The following is a 1,076-nucleotide window of genomic DNA, read 5'->3' as shown; positions in this document are numbered from 1 at the left end:
CCGGCCCGTACGACGGCGTGGTCATCGGCGATCAGCAGGCGCAGCGGCCCGGCGGTCACCGGGCGGCCACCGCACTCGCCGAGCCGACCGCACTCGCCGAACCGACCGCATTCACCGAGCCGACCGCACTCGCCGAACCGACCGGAGCGGGCGAACCTGCCGGTCCGGGCTGCGGCGGGGCGGGAACCACGGCCCGCACCCGAGTGCCGCGTCCGGGCGCGCTGCCGACGTCCAGGTCTCCGCCGCACTCGCTCAGCCGCGCCTTCGCGGCGGGGAAGCCGAATCCGCGGGAGCCGCGGGACAGGGCCCCGGCCCCGGCCTCGACGTACGCCGGATCGAAGCCGGCCCCGTCGTCCAGCACTTCCAGCTCCACCCGGTCCTGCTCCCGCCGCAGAGTGACCTGGACGTTCACCGCGCGGGCGTGCTCGCGCACATTGGCCAGGCTGCTCTGCGCGACCCGGAACAGTGCCGCGGTCGCCTGACCGTCCAGGGCCGGACCGCCCGCGCCGACCGGCCGGAACCGCACCCTGGCCGCCGCGCCCTCCGCCTGGGCCCGCGCGCACAGCAGTCGCAGCGCGCCCTCCAGACCGGCCTCGTCCACCGCGGACGGCGTCAGGTCGCCGATGATCCGCCGGGTCTCGCCCAGGTTGGCGTGCAGCCCGTCGGCGACCGCCCGGATCCGCGTACGGGCCACGCCGGGCCGCGCGTCCCAGTCCCGGTCCGCCGCCTGCAACAGCATCACGCCGCCCGCGAGTTCCTGGGCCAGCGTGTCGTGCAGATCCCGGGCGATCCGGGCCCGCTCGGCCAGCACCCCGGCCTCCCGCTGCTGCCGCGCCAGGACGTCCCGGGTGCCCCGCAACTCCTCGACGAGCCGCTGCCGTTCCACGGCGTCCCGCTGCTGAGCGCGGTACAGGGCGACCGTGCCCCACACGGCCGCCACCGGGATCAGCACCACCTCGGCGTCGAACCCGCCGCTGCTGCGCACCAGTTGAGCGACCAGTACGACGGTGAGCGCGCCCACCGCGACCCCCGCCGCTCGCCGGTCCAGGGCCCGCAGGGCGGCACAGGCGAGCGGC

At 77.1% G+C, this 1,076-nt stretch carries 1 protein-coding gene; it reads right to left on the bottom strand.

The window, feature by feature from the left end; translation table 11 throughout:
• Positions 1–55: 55 nt before the first annotated feature.
• Positions 56–1,076, bottom strand: a 1,021-nt coding sequence (locus tag BZL64_RS09910; RefSeq protein WP_107430254.1) for a sensor histidine kinase, incomplete at its 5' end; no start/stop codon positions are given.

The sequence above is a fragment of the Streptomyces bobili genome (assembly GCF_002154575.1).
GTDB lineage: Bacteria > Actinomycetota > Actinomycetes > Streptomycetales > Streptomycetaceae > Streptomyces > Streptomyces bobili.
Note: the sequence above shows the minus strand (reverse complement) of the source record. Positions and strands in the feature narration are given on the sequence as shown.